Source organism: Pseudomonas azerbaijanorientalis (assembly GCF_019139795.1).
Classification (GTDB): Bacteria; Pseudomonadota; Gammaproteobacteria; order Pseudomonadales; family Pseudomonadaceae; genus Aquipseudomonas; species Aquipseudomonas laurylsulfatiphila.
The window spans coordinates 3533607-3553319 of record NZ_CP077078.1 but is presented as its reverse complement, the minus strand read 5'-3'; the positions used below and the strand labels follow the sequence as shown (position 1 = coordinate 3553319).

The 19713-nt window shown below is 60.7% G+C and carries 13 protein-coding genes; 9 read left to right on the top strand and 4 right to left on the bottom strand.

The annotated features are described in order from the left end of the window. The first annotated feature begins 38 nt into the window (after positions 1-38). From KSS91_RS15755 to KSS91_RS15720, 8 genes are all read left to right on the top strand, one after another. A complete protein-coding gene (locus KSS91_RS15755) occupies positions 39-1355 on the top strand; it encodes an MdtA/MuxA family multidrug efflux RND transporter periplasmic adaptor subunit (protein WP_217835329.1) in 1317 nt (438 codons plus the stop codon). Then, complete coding sequence (locus tag KSS91_RS15750) at positions 1352-4447, top strand: MdtB/MuxB family multidrug efflux RND transporter permease subunit (protein ID WP_217835328.1); 3096 nt, start codon at positions 1352-1354, stop codon at positions 4445-4447. The genes KSS91_RS15755 and KSS91_RS15750 overlap by 4 nt, the downstream gene beginning before the upstream one ends. Before the next feature lie 148 nt (positions 4448-4595). Then, entirely contained in the window at positions 4596-7703 is a 3108-nt protein-coding gene (locus KSS91_RS15745; protein ID WP_126046000.1) for an efflux RND transporter permease subunit, read from the top strand. Next, entirely contained in the window at positions 7700-9181 is a 1482-nt protein-coding gene (locus tag KSS91_RS15740) for an efflux transporter outer membrane subunit (protein ID WP_217835327.1), read from the top strand. The genes KSS91_RS15745 and KSS91_RS15740 overlap by 4 nt, the downstream gene beginning before the upstream one ends. A 296-nt stretch (positions 9182-9477) precedes the next feature. Next, positions 9478-11559 (top strand): putative bifunctional diguanylate cyclase/phosphodiesterase, encoded by a 2082-nt coding sequence (locus tag KSS91_RS15735; protein WP_217835326.1) that lies wholly within the window; start codon positions 9478-9480, stop codon positions 11557-11559. Positions 11560-11737: 178 nt separating this feature from the next. Further along, positions 11738-12484 (top strand): SDR family oxidoreductase, encoded by a 747-nt coding sequence (locus tag KSS91_RS15730; protein ID WP_007974372.1) that lies wholly within the window; start codon positions 11738-11740, stop codon positions 12482-12484. A gap of 130 nt (positions 12485-12614) precedes the next feature. Continuing rightward, entirely contained in the window at positions 12615-14609 is a 1995-nt protein-coding gene (locus KSS91_RS15725; protein WP_217835325.1) for an RHS repeat-associated core domain-containing protein, read from the top strand. A gap of 19 nt (positions 14610-14628) precedes the next feature. After that, complete coding sequence (locus KSS91_RS15720) at positions 14629-15393, top strand: M35 family metalloendopeptidase (protein WP_217835324.1); 765 nt, start codon at positions 14629-14631, stop codon at positions 15391-15393. Positions 15394-15430: 37 nt separating this feature from the next. On the opposite strand, the gene mapR is transcribed toward KSS91_RS15720, so the two are convergent. From mapR to KSS91_RS15705, 3 genes are all read right to left on the bottom strand, one after another. Continuing rightward, complete coding sequence (gene mapR / locus KSS91_RS15715; protein ID WP_217835323.1) at positions 15431-16846, bottom strand: GntR family transcriptional regulator MpaR; 1416 nt, start codon at positions 16844-16846, stop codon at positions 15431-15433. A gap of 145 nt (positions 16847-16991) precedes the next feature. Continuing rightward, complete coding sequence (gene ccoG, locus KSS91_RS15710) at positions 16992-18404, bottom strand: cytochrome c oxidase accessory protein CcoG (protein WP_217835322.1); 1413 nt, start codon at positions 18402-18404, stop codon at positions 16992-16994. A gap of 195 nt (positions 18405-18599) precedes the next feature. Then, positions 18600-18833 (bottom strand): DUF3203 family protein, encoded by a 234-nt coding sequence (locus tag KSS91_RS15705; protein WP_217835321.1) that lies wholly within the window; start codon positions 18831-18833, stop codon positions 18600-18602. A gap of 120 nt (positions 18834-18953) precedes the next feature. Between KSS91_RS15705 and KSS91_RS15700 the strand changes: the two genes are divergently transcribed. Next, on the top strand, positions 18954-19454 hold the full coding sequence (locus KSS91_RS15700) for an MgtC/SapB family protein (RefSeq protein ID WP_217835320.1): 501 nt from the start codon (positions 18954-18956) through the stop codon (positions 19452-19454). Here the strand turns inward: KSS91_RS15700 and KSS91_RS15695 are convergent. Then, on the bottom strand, positions 19451-19696 hold the full coding sequence (locus KSS91_RS15695; RefSeq protein ID WP_217835319.1) for a hypothetical protein: 246 nt from the start codon (positions 19694-19696) through the stop codon (positions 19451-19453). The genes KSS91_RS15700 and KSS91_RS15695 overlap by 4 nt on opposite strands. Positions 19697-19713: the final 17 nt, after the last annotated feature.

The following is a 19713-nucleotide window of genomic DNA, read 5'->3' as shown; positions in this document are numbered from 1 at the left end:
TTATCGTTCAGCCTCATGTAAAAAAGCCCACGCGCCCAATGGTTGATCACTCAATGCAATCCTCCGCTTCCCGTAGTCCCCGTCGCTGGCTGTTCGGCCTGCTCGTCCTGTTGGTCATCGCCGCCCTGTGCTGGAAATTCTGGCCTGGCAGTGCTGCACCCAAAGAGGCTGCGGGACAGAAAGCCGTTGCCGGGCATACCGGCCGATCGGGGGGCATGCGCCCGGGGTTCGGCGGTGCGTCAGGGCCGGTACCGGTGCGCGTGGCTGCGGCCGTCACCGGCGACTTCCCGCTGTATTTCAAGGCGCTGGGCACGGTCACGGCGCTGAACACCATCAACGTCCGCAGCCGCGTCGGCGGTGAGCTGGTCAAGATTCATTTCGAAGAAGGGCAGATGGTCAAGGCCGGCGACCTGCTGGCTGAAATCGACCCGCGCCCTTACCAGAACGCCTTGCTCCAGGCCGAAGGCACCTTGCTGCAGAATCAGGCGCAATTGAAAAACGCCCAGGTCGATGTCGAGCGCTATCGCGGCCTGTACCGCGAAGACAGCATTGCCAAGCAGACCCTGGACACCGCCGAAGCGCTGGTCGGTCAGTTCCAGGGTACGGTCAAGACCAATCAGGCCGCGGTCAACGACGCCAAGCTCAACCTTGAATTCACCCGGATCCGCGCACCCATCACCGGTCGCGTGGGCCTGCGTCAACTGGACGTCGGCAACCTGGTGGCGGCCAACGACACCACCGCCTTGGCGATCATCACCCAGACCCAACCGATCAGCGTGGCCTTCACCCTCCCGGAAAACAGCCTCGACACCGTGCTTGCCCGTTATCGCAGCGGTGCCAGATTGCCGGCTGAAGCCTGGGATCGCGGCGATACCAAATTGCAGGCCACTGGCGTGCTGCAGAGCCTGGACAACCAGATTGACGTCACCACCGGCACCCTGAAATTCAAGGCCCGTTACGAGAACCGTGATCAGTCGCTGTTCCCCAACCAGTTCGTCAATGTGCGCCTGTTGGCCGACACCCTCAAAAACGTGGTGCTCGCACCGTCCGCCGCGATCCAGTTCGGCACCAACGGCACGTTCGCCTATGTCCTGGATGGTGACAAAAAGGTCAAGATCCGTCAGTTGAAAGTCGGCGCCAGTGACGGCCTGAACACCGTGGTCACCGAAGGCCTGTCCGCGGGTGACAGGGTCGTACTGGAAGGCACTGACCGCCTCAAAGACGGCAGCGACGTGGAGGTGGTCAACGACAGCCAGGACGTGCCGACCACGCCAACCGAACACCTGCAAGGCAAGTCGGCGGTCAACACGGCTGAGCCCGCGACCACCGACAAGGCGAAAAAGGGTGGCGCATGAACCTCTCGCGGCTGTTCATCCTTCGCCCGGTAGCCACCACGCTGAGCATGCTGGCGATTATCCTGGCCGGCGTCATTGCCTATCGGCTGCTGCCGGTGTCTGCGTTGCCCCAGGTCGATTACCCGACCATTCGCGTCATGACCCTGTACCCTGGCGCCAGCCCGGACGTCATGACCAGCGCGGTGACCGCGCCGCTTGAACGGCAGTTCGGGCAGATGCCCGGCCTGACACAAATGGCCTCCACCAGTTCCGGCGGGGCGTCGGTGCTGACCCTGCGGTTCAGCCTCGACATCAACATGGACGTGGCTGAGCAACAGGTGCAGGCGGCGATCAACGCGGCCACCAACCTGCTGCCCAAGGACCTGCCGGCCCCGCCGGTGTACAACAAGGTCAACCCGGCCGACACGCCGGTGCTGACCCTGGCCATCACCTCCAAGACCATGCTGCTGCCCAAGCTCAACGATCTGGTCGATACGCGCATGGCGCAGAAAATCGCCCAGATCAGCGGCGTCGGCATGGTCAGCATTGCCGGTGGTCAACGCCAGGCCGTGCGGATCAAGGTCAACCCGGAGGCCCTGGCCGCCAACGGCTTGAACCTGTCGGACGTGCGCACCCTGATCGGCGCCTCCAACGTCAACCAGCCCAAGGGCAACTTCGACGGCCCGACCCGGGTCTCGATGCTCGATGCCAACGATCAACTGACCTCACCCAAGGACTACGCCAACCTGATCCTGGCCTACGCCAATGGCGCGCCGCTGCGGCTCAAGGACGTGGCAGAAATCGTCGATGGTGCCGAGAATGAACGCTTGGCGGCATGGGCCAATGAGAATCAGGCGGTACTGCTGAACATCCAGCGTCAGCCCGGTGCCAACGTGATCGAGGTGGTGGACCGGATCAAGGCGCTGCTGCCGAGCATCACCGACAACCTGCCGGCCGGCCTCGACGTGGTGGTGCTGACCGACCGCACCCAGACCATCCGCGCCTCGGTCAAGGACGTGCAGCACGAATTGCTGATCGCCATCGCCCTGGTGGTCATGGTCACCTTCCTGTTCCTGCGTCGCGCCAGCGCCACGATCATTCCGTCGGTGGCCGTGCCGCTGTCGCTGATCGGCACGTTCGGCGTGATGTACCTGGCCGGGTTCTCGGTCAACAACCTGACCCTGATGGCCCTGACCATCGCCACCGGTTTCGTGGTGGACGATGCGATCGTCATGCTGGAAAACATTGCGCGCTTCATCGAGGAGGGCGACAGCCCGCTGAACGCGGCGCTCAAGGGCGCCAAGCAGATCGGGTTCACCCTGATTTCCCTGACGTTGTCGCTGATCGCCGTGCTGATCCCGCTGCTGTTCATGGCGGACGTGGTCGGGCGCTTGTTCCGCGAGTTCGCCATTACGCTGGCGGTGGCGATCCTGATTTCCCTGGTGGTTTCCCTGACGCTGACGCCGATGATGTGCGCGCGGTTGCTCAAGCGCGAACCCAAGGAAGCCGAGCAGGGGCGTTTCTATCGCGCCAGCGGTGCGTTCATCGACTGGATGATCGCCGCTTACGGACGCCAGTTGCAGTGGGTGCTCAAGCACCAGCCCCTGACCTTGATGGTGGCCATCGGCACCCTGGCGCTCACGGTATTCCTGTACATGGTGGTGCCCAAAGGCTTCTTCCCGGTGCAGGACACCGGGGTTATCCAGGGTATTTCCGAAGCGCCGCAATCGATTTCCTTCGCCGCCATGAGCGAGCGTCAGCAGGAGCTGGCCAAGGTGATTCTGGCCGACCCGGCGGTTGAGAGCCTGTCCTCCTACATTGGCGTGGACGGCGACAACTCGACCCTCAACAGCGGTCGTTTGCTGATCAACCTCAAGTCGCACCGCGACCGTGACCTGAGTGCAACGCAAGTGATTGCCCGCCTGCAACCGGAGCTCGACAAGCTGGTCGGCATCCGCCTGTTCATGCAGCCGGTGCAGGACCTGACCATCGAGGACCGGGTCAGTCGTACGCAGTACCAGTTCAGCATGTCGTCGCCGGACTCGGAGCTGCTGAGCCTGTGGAGCGGGCGCCTGGTGGAGGCCTTGGCCGACCGCCCGGAATTGACCGACGTGGCCAGCGATCTGCAGGACAAGGGCTTGCAGGTCTATCTGGTGATCGACCGCGATGCGGCGTCGCGGGTCGGGGTGTCGGTGTCGAACATCACCGATGCGCTGTACGACGCCTTCGGTCAGCGGCAGATTTCCACGATCTACACCCAGGCGAGCCAGTACCGCGTGGTCCTGCAATCGCAGTCCGGGGAGAAGATCGGCCCGGATGCGTTGAACCAGATTCACGTCAAGACCACCGATGGCGGCCAGGTGCGCCTGTCCAGCCTGGCGCATATCGAGGAGCGCCAGGCGCAACTGGCGATCACCCACATCGGCCAGTTCCCGGCGGTGATGATGTCCTTCAACCTCGCGCCCGGCGTGGCGCTGGGGCATGCGGTCGAGATCATCGAGCAGGTGCAGAAGGACATCGGCATGCCGATTGGCGTGCAGACCCAATTCCAGGGCGCGGCGCAGGCGTTCCAGGCTTCGTTGTCGAGCACCTTGCTGCTGATCCTGGCGGCGGTGGTGACCATGTACATAGTGCTGGGCGTGCTCTACGAGAGCTACATCCACCCGATCACCATTCTCTCGACCTTGCCGTCGGCGGCGGTGGGCGCCTTGCTGGCGTTGATCCTCAGTGGCAACGACCTGGGCATGATCGCGATCATCGGCATCATTCTGCTGATCGGCATCGTCAAGAAGAACGCGATCATGATGATCGACTTCGCGCTCGACGCCGAGCGTAACCAGGGCATGGACCCGCAAACGGCGATCTATCAGGCCGCCTTGCTGCGTTTCCGGCCGATCCTGATGACGACCCTGGCGGCGCTCTTCGGTGCCGTGCCGTTGATGCTGGCCACCGGTTCCGGTGCGGAACTGCGCCAGCCGCTGGGGTTGGTGATGGTCGGCGGCCTGTTGCTGAGCCAGGTTTTGACCCTGTTCACTACGCCTGTGATCTACCTGTATTTCGATCGTCTCGGTCGGCGCTTTGGCAAGACCGGCGCTCAGGAGACGGCGGTATGACGGCCTGCCTAACCTGTGGGAGCGGGCTTGCTCGCGAAGGCGTCCGGTCAGGCGACAGGGATGTTGAATGCATGGCCCTCTTCGCGAGCAAGCCCGCTCCCACAGGGGGGCTGCAGGGCTCGTGGGTTGGGGCTGGGAGCAGTCATCGATGAATCTCTCGGGACCTTTCATCAAGCGCCCGGTCGCGACCATGTTGCTGAGCCTGGCCATCATGCTGCTGGGTGGCGTGAGCTTCGGTTTGCTGCCCGTGTCGCCGCTGCCGCAAATGGACTTTCCGGTGATCGTGGTCCAGGCCAGCCTGCCCGGCGCCAGCCCCGAGGTGATGGCGTCGACGGTGGCCACGCCGCTGGAACGCTCTTTCGGCGCGATTGCCGGGGTCAACACCATGAGTAGCCGCTCCAGCCAGGGCTCGACCCGGGTGATCCTGCAATTCGACCTCGACCGCGACATCAACGGTGCGGCGCGGGAGGTGCAGGCGGCCATCAACGCCTCGCGCAATCTGCTGCCCAGCGGGATGCGCAGCATGCCGACCTACAAGAAGGTCAACCCGTCCCAGGCGCCGATCATGGTGCTGTCGCTGACGTCCGATGTGCTGGAAAAAGGTCAGCTCTATGACCTGGCTTCGACGATCCTGTCCCAGAGCCTGTCCCAGGTGCAGGGCGTCGGCGAGGTGCAGATCGGCGGCAGTTCGCTGCCGGCGGTGCGTATCGAACTCGAACCGCAGGCGCTGAACCAGTACGGCGTGGCCCTGGACGATGTGCGCAACACCATCGCCAATGCCAACGTGCGTCGGCCCAAGGGTTCGGTGGAAGACGATCAGCGGCTGTGGCAGGTCCAGGCCAACGACCAGTTGGAAAAAGCCAAGGACTACGAGTCGCTGATCATCCACTACAACGGCGGCGCGGCCCTGCGCCTCAAGGACGTGGCCAAGGTCAGCGACGGCGTCGAAGATCGTTACAACAGCGGTTTCTTCAACGACGACGCGGCGGTGCTGCTGGTGATCAACCGGCAGGCCGGCGCCAACATCATCGAGACGGTCAACGAGATCAAGGCGCAGTTGCCGGCGTTGCAGGCGGTGTTGCCGGCCAGCGTCAAGCTGAACCTGGCCATGGATCGTTCCCCGGTGATCAAGGCCACGTTGCACGAAGCGGAAATGACCCTGCTGATCGCCGTGGCGCTGGTGATCCTGGTGGTGTTCCTGTTCCTCGGTAACTTCCGTGCCTCGCTGATCCCGACCCTGGCGGTGCCGGTCTCGCTGGTCGGTACCTTTGCCGTGATGTACCTCTACGGCTTTTCGCTGAACAACCTGTCGCTGATGGCGCTGATCCTGGCCACCGGGCTGGTGGTGGACGATGCCATCGTGGTGCTGGAGAACATTTCCCGGCACATCGACGAAGGCGTGCGACCGATGAAGGCGGCCTACCTCGGCGCCCAGGAAGTCGGCTTCACCCTGCTGTCGATGAACGTGTCGCTGGTGGCGGTGTTCCTGTCGATCCTGTTCATGGGCGGGATCATTGAAAGCCTGTTCCGCGAATTCTCCATCACCCTGGCGGCGGCCATCGTGGTTTCGCTGCTGGTGTCATTGACCCTGACCCCGATGCTCTGCGCCCGCTGGCTCAAGCCGCACACGCCGGGGCAGGAGAACCGCCTGCAACGCTGGAGCCGGCGGGCCAACGACTGGATGGTCGGCAAATACGCCACCAGCCTCGACTGGGTGCTGCGCCACAAACGCCTGACGTTGCTCAGCCTGTTTGTGACAATCGGTGTCAACATTGCGCTGTATATTGTTGTTCCTAAAACATTTTTACCTCAACAGGATACCGGTCAGCTGATCGGTTTCGTGCGCGGCGACGATGGCCTGTCGTTCAGCGTGATGCAGCCGAAGATGGAGATTTTCCGTCGGGCGGTCTTGAAGGATGAGGCGGTAGAAAGCGTCGCCGGCTTCATCGGCGGCAACAACGGCACCAACAACGCCTTCATGCTGGTGCGGCTGAAACCGATCAAGGAACGCAACATTTCAGCGCAGAAAGTCATCGAACGCCTGCGCAAGGAAATGCCCAAGGTGCCCGGCGCACAACTGATGCTCATGGCCGACCAGGACCTGCAGTTCGGTGGCGGCCGTGAGCAGACCACCTCGCAATACTCCTACATCCTGCAAAGCGGGGATCTCGGGGCATTGCGCGAGTGGTATCCGAAAGTCGTCACCGCGCTCAGGGCCTTGCCGGAACTGACGGCCATCGATGCGCGGGAAGGCCGGGGCGCCCGGCAAGTGACCCTGATCGTCGACCGCGACCAGGCCAAACGCCTGGGTGTCGACATGGATATGGTCACGGCAGTGCTGAACAACGCCTACAGCCAGCGGCAGATTTCGACCATCTACGACAGCCTCAACCAGTATCAGGTGGTGATGGAGGTCAACCCGAAATACGCCCAGGACCCGATCACCCTCAAGCAGGTCCAGGTGATCACCGCCGATGGCGCGCGGATCCCGCTGTCGACCATCGCCCATTACGAAAACAGCCTGGAAAACGACCGGGTCAGCCACGAGGGCCAGTTCGCCTCGGAAAGCATTGCCTTCGACATGGCTGAAGGCGTGACCGTGGAGCAGGGCGGTGCCGCCATCGAGCGGGCGATTGCCAAGGTCGGGCTGCCGGAAGAGGTGATCGCAAAAATGGCCGGTACAGCCGACGCTTTCGCGGCGACCCAGAAAAGCCAGCCGTGGATGATTCTGGGGGCGCTGGTGGCGGTGTATCTGGTGTTGGGGGTGCTGTACGAAAGCTACATTCATCCGCTGACCATCCTGTCCACCCTGCCGTCCGCCGGGGTCGGCGCGTTGCTGTCGATCTATGCGCTGGGCGGCGAGTTCAGCCTGATTTCGTTGCTGGGGCTGTTTCTGCTGATCGGCGTGGTCAAGAAAAACGCCATTCTGATGATCGACCTGGCGTTGCAGCTGGAGCGGCATCAGGGCATGGCGCCGCTGGAATCGATTCGCAGTGCCTGCCTGCAACGTTTGCGACCGATCCTGATGACCACCCTGGCGGCGATCCTCGGTGCCTTGCCGTTGCTGCTGAGCCGCGCCGAAGGGGCGGAAATGCGCCAGCCGCTGGGCCTGACCATCATCGGCGGGCTGATCTTCAGCCAGGTGCTGACGCTTTACACCACGCCAGTGGTTTACCTCTATCTCGACAAACTGCGCCATCGCTTCAACAAATGGCGTGGGGTGCGTACCGATGCTGCTCTGGAAACTCCGCTATGACTGAACGTTCGCTTTTCAACCTGGCTGCACCGCTGATCACGGCTCGAGGCTCGCGTCTGCTGAGCCTGTCACTGTGCGTGGCGATGCTCAGTGCCTGCGCCGTCGGCCCGGATTACCAGCGCCCGCAAACCGCGGAACCTGCGCAGTACAAGGCAGCAGAAGGCTGGCGCCAGGCCAACCCGAGCGATGCCCTGGCGCGCGGGGCATGGTGGGAGCTTTATGGCGATCAACAGCTCAATGGCCTGATCGAGAAGCTCAACAGCGCCAACCAGACCGTCGCCCAGTCCGAAGCCCAGTACCGCCAGGCCCAGGCCTTGGTGCGCAGCGCACGCGGGGCGTTTTTCCCCACGGTCGACCTGAACGTCAGCAAGAACCGTTCAAGCCAGGGCACAGGCAGCAGCAGCTCCAGCCTGAGCAGTTCGTCCAGCGGTATTCGCGACACGTATTCGGCCCAGGCGGGCGTCAGTTGGGAAGCGGATGTGTGGGGCAAGCTGCGCCGTGGCCTGGAAGCCGACACCGCGAATGCCCAGGCAAGCTTCGCCGATCTGGCGGCCATGCGCCTGAGTCAACAGTCGGAACTGGTGCAGAATTACCTGCAATTGCGCGTGATCGATGGCCAGAAACGCCTGCTCCAGGACACGGTCGAGGCTTATCAGCGCTCCCTGAAGATGACCGAGAACCAGTACCGCGCCGGCGTATCGGGCAAGGACGCCGTGGCCCAGGCCCAGACCCAGCTCAAGAGCACCGAAGCGGACATGATCGACCTGGTCTGGCAACGCGCGCAGTTCGAGAACGCCATTGCCGTGCTGATCGGCCTGCCGCCGGCGGAGTTCAGCCTGGCGGAAAGCCAGGACATTCCGCAGTTGCCGCAAGTACCGCCGGCCCTGCCTTCGCAGTTGCTGGAGCGTCGCCCGGACATCGCATCCGCCGAGCGCTCGGTGATGGCTGCCAACGCCAACATCGGTGTGGCCAAGGCGGCCTATTACCCGGACCTGACCCTGAGTTTGAACGGTGGTTACAGCAGCAGTACCTCGAAAGACTTGTTCAGCCTGCCGAACCGCTTCTGGTCGGTCGGGCCGCAATTGGCCATGACCCTGTTCGACGGCGGCCAGCGCTCGGCGGAAGTCGACCGCAGTGAAGCGGCCTATGACGAAACAGTGGCCAAGTACCGCCAGACCGTGCTGGACGGATTCCGCGAAGTTGAAAACTTCCTGGTGCAACTCAAGGTGCTTCAGGACGAAGCCGTCGTGCGCCAACAGGCGCTGGACGCCGCCCGTGAATCGTTGCGCCTGACCCAGAACCAGTACAAGGCCGGCTTGATCGCATACATCGATGTGGTGGTGACCCAGGCGGCGGCGCTGAACAATGAGCGCAGCAACCTGGACCTGTTGCAAAGCCGCCTGATCGCCAGCGTGCAGTTGATCGCCGCGCTGGGCGGTGGCTGGGACGGGCAGCTTGAAGTGAGCGAGAGCCGATAACGCAATCTAACGTACGCTGCAATCCCTGTGGGAGCGAGCTTGCTCGCGATGGCTGAGTCACATTCAGCATGGATGTTGCCTGACCCACCGCTATCGCGAGCAAGCTCGCTCCCACAGGTTTTGTGGTGCCAGCAGCTTGATGCGAGTTGATGTAAAACCTTAAAACAAACGTTTCATCGGACTGATGGCCCTTTGCTCATTTTGTGAGTGCGTTCTCATTCGGAATCAGTACAATCGCCGCATTTTCCCCCGGCGAGAATCAATACCATTAATGGGGGTATTCGCGAGAAGTCCCCATGCTCATCGGTAGCTATTCCCCCACCCTGGTTATCATTTCGCTCTGTGTCGCGATTCTCGCTTCCTATACCGCACTCGACCTGACCGGACGCATTGCCACTGCCAAAGGCCGCGCCGTGCATTTGTGGACCGCGGGCGGGGCCATTGCCATGGGCATCGGCATCTGGTCGATGCACTTTATCGGCATGCTCGCATTCAAGCTGCCGATCGATCTGGGCTATGACGGCGCAATCACCCTGTTGTCGCTGTTGATCGGCGTGCTCTCCAGCGGTTTTGCGCTGTGGCTGGTCAGCCAGCCAAAACTGCCGGCCTGGCAACTGGCCTTTGGCGCGCTGGTCATGGGCGCCGGCATCAGCGCGATGCACTACACCGGTATGGCTGCCATGCGCATGCAACCAGGCATCGACTATGACCCGACGCTGTTCGGCGTTTCGCTGATGATCGCTGTCGCTGCCTCGGGCGCGGCATTGTGGATCGCGTTCCATTTACGCCAACACACGCCTTATGTCCGCCTGATCCGTGGCGGTGCCGCCGTGATCATGGGCATCGCCATCGTCGGCATGCACTACACCGGGATGGCCGCTGCACGCTTTGCCGATGGCAGCTTTTGCGGGGCGGCGGTCAATGGCCTGAATGGCAAGGGCCTGGACAATCTTGTGCTGATCACCACGTTGGCGGTGCTGTGCATTGCCTTGCTGACCTCGATCCTCGATGCGCGCCTGGAGGCTCGCACCGCAAGCCTGGCCCAGTCGCTGACCGAAGCCAACCGTGAACTGACCCAACTGGCCCTGCACGACACCCTCACCGGGTTGCCGAACCGGACGTTGCTCGCCGACCGAATCGATCAGGCCATGTCCCGGGTTCGTGAACAGGGCGGTTGCTTTGCCCTGATGTTCATCGACCTGGACGGCTTCAAACCCGTTAACGATGCCTTCGGTCACCACATGGGCGACCTGCTTTTGCGCGAAGTGGCCATGCGCCTGCGCGAAGACTTGCGCAGCCAGGACACCCTGGCGCGGATCGGCGGCGATGAGTTCGTGTTGCTGGTGCAATTGAGCGAGCAGAACGATGCCTTGAGCCTCGCGGCCCGCCAGGTCGGGTTGATTGCACGGGCGTTCCGGGTTGCCGAACATGATTTGCACATTTCCGCCAGTGTCGGCATCGCGCTCTATCCGGGTAACGGGCAGTCCGCCCACGAATTGCTGATGAACGCCGACGCGGCGATGTACCACGCCAAGGGCGCGGGTAAAAACGGCTACAGCTTTTTCGACGCCTCGATGAACACCAACGCGCGCAAGCAACTGCAATTGCTGCAGGACTTGCGCAATGCCGTGGAACATCAGGAATTCAGCCTGCATTACCAGCCCAAGTTCGATGCCGCCAATGGCCGGCCGGTGGGCGCCGAGGCCCTGTTGCGCTGGGAGCATCCGACGCAAGGCTTGCTGTTGCCGGACAAATTCATCGAACTGGCGGAAAAGACCGGGCTGATCATTCCGATCGGCGAGTGGGTGCTCAACGAAGCGTGCCGCCAGATGCGCGAGTGGTACGTGCTGGGCTACACCGATTGGCGCATCGCCGTGAACCTGTCGGCCATCCAGTTTTGCCATGCCGGACTGGTCCAGAGCGTCGCCAAGGCATTGGCGACTCACCATCTGCCGGCCAATAGCCTGACCCTGGAAATCACTGAAACCACCGCCATGAGCGATGCCGACGCGAGCATGACGGTGCTTCAGGAACTCTCGGAAATGGGTGTCGACCTGTCCATCGACGATTTTGGCACCGGTTATTCGAGTTTGATGTATCTCAAGCGCCTGCCGGCCAACGAACTGAAGATCGACCGCGGTTTTGTCCGTGACCTGGAGCACGACAGCGATGACGCCGCCATCGTTTCGGCCATCGTGGCTCTCGGCCAGGCGTTGGGGTTGCGCATCGTTGCCGAGGGTGTGGAGACGGGTTCGCAGCAGGACTTCCTGACGCAACTGGGCTGCGACTCGTTACAGGGTTACCTGCTGGGGCATCCGCTGCCGGCCGAAGGTTTCATGATGGAAATCCATCGCTCGGAGCGATTGGCGCTGGCTTGACAGTCCGTGTCATCGTTCATCGCGGGCAAGCCACGCTCCCACAGGTTTTGCATATTCTGTGGGAGCGTGGCTTGCCCGCGATGGCGTCTGTGCAAACGCTACCCAAGCCATGCAAAAACCACCAATGGCGGTTATTCTTGCCCCCGACCGCTTAAGCTTTGATTGGGGGAAGGCTCGCATGGACAAAGTCATCGTCATCACCGGCGGCAGCCGCGGCATTGGTGCAGCCACCGCACTGTTGGCCGCCGCGCAGGGCTATCGGATCTGCATCAATTACCAGGCGGACGAAAAGGCCGCACTCGGCGTGCTGGAGCAAGTCCGCGCCCTCGGTGCGCAAGCCATTGCGGTAAGGGCCGATGTCAGCATCGAAGACGAAGTCATCGCGCTGTTCCATCGGGTCGACAATGAACTGGGCCGGGTCACGGCGCTGGTCAATAACGCCGGGACCGTGGGGCAAAAGTCCCGGGTCGACGAAATGTCCGAGTTCCGCATTCTCAAGATCATGAAAACCAACGTCCTGGCGCCGATCCTCTGCGCCAAGCACGCGATCCTGCGCATGTCGCCCAAACACGGCGGGCAGGGCGGCAGTATCGTCAACGTGTCCTCGGTGGCCGCACGCTTGGGCGCGCCCAACGAATATGTCGACTACGCAGCGTCAAAAGGTGCGCTGGACACCTTCACCATCGGCCTGTCCAAGGAAGTGGCGGGAGAGGGGATCCGCGTCAACGCGGTGCGCCCGGGCTACATCTACACCGATTTCCATGCCTTGAGCGGCGATCCGGACCGGGTCAGCAAGCTTGAGTCGGCAATTCCCATGGCCCGCGGTGGGCGCCCGGATGAAGTGGCGGAGGCGATTGTCTGGTTGTTGTCGGACAAGGCTTCTTATGCGACGGGGACATTTGTTGATCTTGGTGGTGGACGCTGAGTTGAGCCCGCAAGCATCCACCTGTTATTTCTGACAGTAGACGCTGCTGACAAGGGCGCCTAGATTGGCGACGAGCCACGCAACCGAACACTGCGTGTGTTGAAGCCTCTCAAAGTCGGGCGCCTTGTGCATGCACATCCACACACCAACGCTGAACGCCGTCGACCCTCGCGGTTTAGCTGTTCGTACGGTGGCTTATCATCGTCGCGCGACCAGTGCGCCGCCCGAGTCACGGGTCACGCATCAGCTGTATGACGGGGCCGGCCGTCTTGCTCGGCAACGCGATCCGCGATTGTTTGCGTTGCTCGATGCGCCTTCAAACCTGTCCACCACTTACAGCCTTTCGAATCAGCCGCTGTGCAGCGACAGTGTCGATGCTGGCTGGCAAGTCGATTTGCCCGGTGCAGCCGAGCAGGTAATCGAGTCATGGGATCAACGCGGTTGGCATCGTCGCACTGAGCATGATTCGTCGCTGCGGCCGGTGGCGATGTTCGAGCAAGGCGTCGGTGAGGTGGAGCGCTGTGCCGAGCGCATCCTATGGGGCGCTGCGACAGATGAAGAGGCCCGGCACAATCGCTGTGGTCAGCCGATCCGACAGGATGATCCGGCAGGGAGTCGATTGCTTTCCGATTACGGGATGGCAGCGGCTGTACTGCTTGAGACTCGGCATTTCTTGAACAGTCTTGATCCGTCCGATTGGCCCCTTGTAGAAGCGGAGCGCGACCGTCTGCTGGAACCGGGCGAGGGCGCACGGGCATCCTGGTCCTTCCTGCCTTCGGGTGAGCTCTCGCATCAAACCGACGCCAAAAGTCATACCCGACATTTCACCTATGACCGCGCCGGGCAACTGCATTCGGTCGGGCTACAACGGGCTGGCCAATCCGTCGCCGACACGCTGGTCAATGCCATCGAGTACAACGCCTTTGGCCAGATAGAACAGGAGCGGGCAGGCAATGGCATGCGTACCACCAGCAGTTATGACCCGGCCAATGGACGCCTGACGAACCTCGATACCCAAGGCCCCGCTCAGGGATTTCTGCAGGAGCTCAGTTATGGCTACGACCCCGCAGGCAACATCACCGAAATCGCCGATGCGGCGCTGCCCATTCAGCATTTCGCCAACCAGCGCATCGAGCCGGTGCGGCGCTTCACCTATGACACGCTCTATCAGCTAATCAGCGCCACCGGTTGGGAAACAGCCAGGCCGTCGTTGGGGCCGGCGTTGCCCGAGTGGCAGGGATTCGGCCCGCCGGATGGTAGTCGCTGGTGCAGTTACACAGAAACCTATCACTACGATGAAGCAGGCAACCTGCTGCGGCGTCTGCATCACGGCGCGGTAGACGACACCTTGATCATGCGCGTGGCATCGCACAGCAATCGCAGCGTGAAAGATCGAGCCGGCCAGCCGGCCATTGACGAGCTGTTCGACGCTCGCGGCAACCTGCTGGAGCTGCAACCTGGGCAGGCTTTGCAGTGGAATGGGCGTAATCAGTTAGCCCAAGTCACCCAAGTGGCGCGGATTGAAGGCGCTGACGACATCGAGAGGTATGTCTACGACAGCGAAGGCGCTCGCCTGCGCAAATACCGGGAGGTCACCGCGAAATCCATCGTGCATACGCCCGAGGTACGTTACTTGCCGGGCATCGAACTGCACGCCAATAGCGCCACAGGAGAACGGCTCCAGGTGATAAGCGTACAGGCCGGGCGGTGCACCGTACGCCTGCTGCATTGGGACAGTCCGCCGCCAGCAGGACTGGACAACGATCAGTGGCGCTACTGCTTTGACGATCACCTGGGATCGAGTGCCTTTGAGGTGGATGCCCAGGCTAAAACCATCAGCCAGGAAGTCTATTACCCCTTCGGCGGAACCGCGTGGTTGGCAGGGCGACATGAGGTGGAAACCGGTTACAAGACCATTCGTTATTCGGGTAAGGAACGGGATGTTTCAGGGCTTTATTACTATGGCGCGCGGTATTACGCGCCGTGGTTGCAGCGCTGGTTGAATCCGGACCCGGCGGGGGATGTGGATGGGTTGAATTTTTATCGGTTTGTCAGGAATGGTCCGGTTATCTATACAGATAAAAGAGGATACGCTCCGAGTGAGGCGGAAAAAAAACCGTACTGAGCTTGAAAACGAGTTTGGGTTGAAAAATCTAATTCAGTCGCGTGGTATGGAAGCAATTAAAATGAATTATCGCGATATTGCGAAAGCGTTGCATGCTTCATTCTTAGAGGCAGAAATTATTTTAGAAAATACTTTGGCTTCGTTGGAGTCTACAAATTTTGATAGTGAGGATTCTGGGATAATTGGAAATCACTTTGGTATAATTGACTTTGATGCTCCAGGGTATTTAATCGGTGGTTATCGTAAGGCGTTATCGAATGTTAGGCTTTTAATGTCGGAATCGGATAGCGTTGTTTTGTTTAAAGGGGCTGGAAGGTATTTAAGAACTGAAGCGTTAGTTTTTCCTACTGATACAACAAATTTCGTGTATTTTAATTCGGAAATAATTCGTGGGCTGGATGTGAAAGATCTTGCATTTACAGTAATTCACGAAATTACACATCGGCGTGAAGTATTTGCTTCCAAGGATTTTTGGTATCTCTCAGTTAATGGAGTGGGTGGTGATAATTCTTCTGGAAGCAGGTATTCGCGCACAGAAAAATTATCAAGCAGAATGTTGAACGAAAAAATTGAAAAAAGTGATGTTTCAACCAGGTTGCATGAGAAGTTTTCTCGAGTCCTGCGGAGTGAGGATATTCATGCAGCTATAAAGAAATTTAGAGAAAATCCAAGCACTCGAAATAAAATGGCATTAAGAAATGCCGACAATCTTGCATCTGCTGCTGGCAGACTAAGTGAGGCAAGAGAGTTACGGAAACGTCAGCACCAGATTTTCCGTCGGTAATAAATGCGTAATTATAAAGTTCGAATCGGAGTAACGATCAAGGTAAAAACGACCGCACAATCCGCCCCAACGTCTCCATCGCCTTCTCCGAGACCTCATCCCACGGGCTCCCATAATTCAACCGAATACAATTCCTGAACCTTTGCGTCGGCGAGAAAATCGGCCCCGGCGCAATGCTGATCCCCTGCGCCAGCGCCATCTGAAACAACTTCAACGAATCCATCTGCTCCGGCAATTCCAGCCACAAAAAGTATCCGCCCGCCGGTTGGCTGACCCGCGTCTGCGCCGGGAAATAGCGGGCGATGGCGGCGAGCATGGCGGCTTGCTGGTCTTCCAGCGCATGACGCAATTTACGCAGGTGCCGGTCGTAGCCGCCGTGTTGCAGGTAGTCGGCGATCGCCGCCTGCGCCGGCATCGAGGCGCACAGCGAAGTCATGAGTTTCAGGCGTTCGATCTTTTGCGCGTAGCGCCCGGCGGCGACCCAGCCGATGCGGTAACCGGGGGCCAGGCTTTTGGCGAACGAGCCGCAATGCATCACCAGGCCTTCGGTATCGAATGCCTTGGCCGGTTTCGGGGCTTGTTGACCGTAATACAGTTCGGCGTAGACATCGTCTTCGATCAGCGGCACCTGGTGGCGGCGCAGCAGTTCCACGAGCTGTTGTTTCTTGGCCTCGGGCACAGTGGCGCCCATGGGGTTCTGGAAGCTGGTCATGCACCAGCAGGCCTTGATCGGATGGCGTTCCAGGGTTTGTTCGAGCACGCCGAGGTCGATGCCGTCGCGCGGGTGCACGGGGATTTCCACGGCTTTGAGTTTCAGGCGTTCGAGCACTTGCAGGCAGGCGTAGAACGCCGGTGCTTCGATGGCCACCAGGTCGCCAGGTTGCGTCACTGCTTGCAGGCACAGGTTGAGGGCTTCCAGGGCGCCGTTGGTGATCAGCAGTTCTTCCATGGGCAGCATCAGCCCGCCGACCATGTAGCGCAGGGCGATTTGCCGGCGCAGCTGCGGGTTGCCCGGCGACATGTCGGTGACCACCATGCGCGGGTCCATCTCGCGGGTGGCGCTGGCCAGGGAGCGGGACAAGCGTTGCAGGGGGAACAGCGTCGGGCTGGGGAATGCCGAGCCGAAGGCCACGGTGTTCGGGTCCTTGATCGAGTCGAGTACCGAAAACACCAGTTCGCTGACGTCGACTTCCGTGGATTCGTTGACCTGGCTGCTGATCACCGGCTCGGAAAACGGTCGCGGCGCATGGGCATTGACGAAATAGCCGGAGCGCGGACGGGCGCGGATCAGACCACGACGTTCCAGCAGGTAGTAGGCCTGGAACACCGTCGACGGGCTGACGCCGTAGGTCTGGCTGGCGTAGCGCACTGACGGCACACGCTGGCCGGGACCCAGGACGCCGGAGCGGATCAGTTCTGCGATGTCGTCGGCGAATTTTTCGTAGCGTTTCATCAAAAAGCCCGGTTGGGTGTCTTTTGGAAAGAGGGGACGGGGGTACCGCCAAGATCGCAGCCTTCGGCAGCTCCTACAATGGATCGGCTTGCGTGTGTAGGAGCTGCCGAAGGCTGCGATCTTTAACGCTCTGCATCTTAAAGGCTCAGCGATTCATTGGCGCAACAAACCGGCTCTTCGCCACGCTGTAGACGCCAGGCTCATCGCTGTCGATCACTTTGAAGCTGATGCTCTGCGAACTGCTGGCCGGGCGTTCCGTGAGCATCGCTACCGACACAGGCAGATCGACAATCTCGCCCGGCGCCAGGCTCAGCACTGTCTTGCCCTGCAACTCGAAATCATCGGCATCGACCAGACTCAATTGATAGTCCTGACGCTGCTGGGTCTTGTTGATCACCTTCAGGCTGTAGATGTTTTCGATCTGCCCCTGGCTGTTTTCGCGAAACAGGCCCCGGTCCTTGCTGACGTCGAGCGAGACCATCGGCCGTTCCATCAATGCCACCACCAGGGCGGCGATCATCACCAGCAGCACGGCGGTGTAGCCGATCAGGCGTGGGCGCAGCAGGTGCGTCTTTCCACCTTGCAACTGATGTTCGGAGGTATAGCTGATCAGTCCCCGGGCGTAGCCCATTTTGTCCATGATCGAATCGCAGGCGTCGATGCACGCGGCGCAACCGATGCATTCCATCTGCAAGCCATCGCGGATGTCGATGCCGGTCGGGCAGACCTGTACGCAGAGCTGGCAGTCGATGCAATCGCCCAAACCGACCTCGGCGGGTTTGACCTCGCGTTTGCGCGGGCCACGGTTTTCGCCACGGGCCGCGTCGTAGGAAATGGTCAGGGTGTCCTTGTCGAACATCACGCTCTGGAACCGCGCGTAAGGGCACATGTGCATGCACACCGCTTCACGCAACCAGCCGGCATTGATGTAGGTGGCACCGGTGAAAAACAGCACCCAGAACAGGCTGACGCCGCTCATTTGCAAAGTCAGCAGTTCTTCGGCCAGTGGCCGGATCGGAGTGAAGTAGCCGACGAAGGTCAGGCCGGTCAACAGGCTGATGGCCAGCCACAAGGAGTGTTTGGCTGAGCGACGCATCAGTTTGTTGACGCCCCACGGCGCGGCTTGCAGCTTGATCCGTTGGTTGCGCTCGCCCTCGGTGACTTTCTCGCACCACATGAAGATCCAGGTCCACGAACTTTGTGGGCAGGTGTAGCCGCACCAGACCCGGCCGGCAAACACGGTGATCGCGAACAGGCCGAACGCGGCGATGATCAACAGCGCCGACAGCAGGATGAAGTCCTGCGGCCAGAAAGTCGCGCCGAAGATGTGGAATTTACTTTCGGAAAGATCCCAGAGCACTGCCTGTCGGCCGCCCCAGTTCAACCACACGGTACCGAAAAACAGCAAAAACAGAAAACCCGCGCCGCTGATGCGCAGGTTGCGAAACAGCCCGGTGAAGCTGCGGGTGTGGATCAGGTTGTCGCTGGTTTTGGCCTTCGTCCTTGGACGCGGAGGCTCGAATGTTTCTACGGTTCGGACGGGGATTCTTTCGCTCATGGTCTTTCGCTCATCAGCCTCCATCAGGCATGAGCACTATGAGCGGCGATCTGTTTGCATAACAGACTCAGGTATTGCATTAAAAAGCGGATCAGATGGCCGTGTCCGCCCGGCCTGCGACAACTTGAAGCACCCGTCGCACAAAGGTGCAAACGCCTGGGCAAAACAGCTGAGGCGGGTATTGATCAACGTCAGTCAAATCACCGAATCACTGTCGCTGGCTTTCAGGTGCCGGCGTCCATCCACCGCGCCTGCGACGGTCAAGGCGTCGGCTTCCGCTTCGGTGATGTAGATGCGCTGGCCTTCGATGTCCACCGCCGACATGGCTTTGCGACCATCGGTGACGATGGTCACGTCAGGACACAGACGAATCTGTTCGCCATTTTCGGTGGTGAAAAAGCAGGTCTGGTTATCGATGCGCACGGTCATGGCGGAATCCTTTTTCATGGGTATCTTAAGTGTCAGGCCGCAACCGCCGGTCATCGTTCTGTGCAACCGATTAATGGTCGCTGCGGTCCACTCTCCATGGCTCCTCACAAGGACAACACCATGAACGCCTGGTGGCACGAAGTCTGGGTGACCCTGCAAGCCGAGTTCGCCGACATCACCGATGCCTCGCAATTGACGCGGATGACCGTGCGTCTGTTGATGGCCGCCTTGCTGGGCGGGATTCTCGGGTTCGAACGCGAGCACCAGGGCAAGGCTGCTGGTGTGCGCACCCACATGCTGGTGGCGATGGGGGCGGCGCTGTTTGTGCTGGTGCCGCAGATGTCCGGTTCACAGGCCGATGCCATGAGTCGGGTCGTGCAGGGCGTGATTGCCGGTATCGGCTTTCTCGGGGCCGGCACCATCCTGAAAAACCACGACGGCGACGAAGGCGACGTCAAGGGCCTGACCACCGCCGCCGGCCTGTGGATGACCGCCGCCATCGGCGTCGCCACCGGGCTGGGTCGGGAGGCGACGGCAGTGCTCAGCACGCTGTTGGCGCTGGGGGTGTTCAGTGTGATGCCGAGGATCGTGAAGCTGATTGACAAGGATCATCAGCCCTAGGCGCTGTCAGGGATTAACCCTGTCTGCGCAGTCGCTTCACAGCCTGAGTCCTGCTCGTTGCTCTTCGTTTCCGAGAGTTCGTGCTGGCTGTAGTCCATATCACCGTGCAGCAAATGTTTCTCCAGTTCCCTGATGATTGAACTTTTGGTTGATTGTTCAGAGGGATTGCGCTCGGCTTCGAAGCAAAGAAATTCGTAGTTGAATATTTTCAAGGGATGGCCAGCCGTCGGTGGGTCGTTCACGGTGTAGCGCGTGGTGC